At 65.1% G+C, this 229-nt stretch carries 1 pseudogene; it reads right to left on the bottom strand.

Annotated features, from left to right (window positions below):
- Window positions 1-229, bottom strand: a pseudogene (locus KVT38_RS34440) (ABC transporter permease); the annotation flags it as partial.

Genomic DNA, 229 nt, shown 5'->3' with positions numbered 1-229 from the left:
CGGCGCAGCTTGGTAATCGCGTATATCGGCAAAGGCCGAAGTCGTCGCGTTGACGGGCGCGGAATAAGTCAGCGTGCCGGACTTCGCGGTTACGTTCCCGCTGATGTCCGGCGCAAAGCTGTCGACGTTGTCCACGTCCGCCAGCGACTGCACGTCGGCCGGCTTGATGCTGGTGACCGCGCCGCGGCCGACGACGTTAACCGTCAGCATGTTCGTGCCGAGGCCCTGG

It is taken from the genome of Cohnella sp. GbtcB17, from assembly GCF_019091135.1.
Classification (GTDB): Bacteria; Bacillota; Bacilli; order Paenibacillales; family Paenibacillaceae; genus Cohnella.
This window is presented reverse-complemented; position numbering and strand designations above follow the sequence as displayed.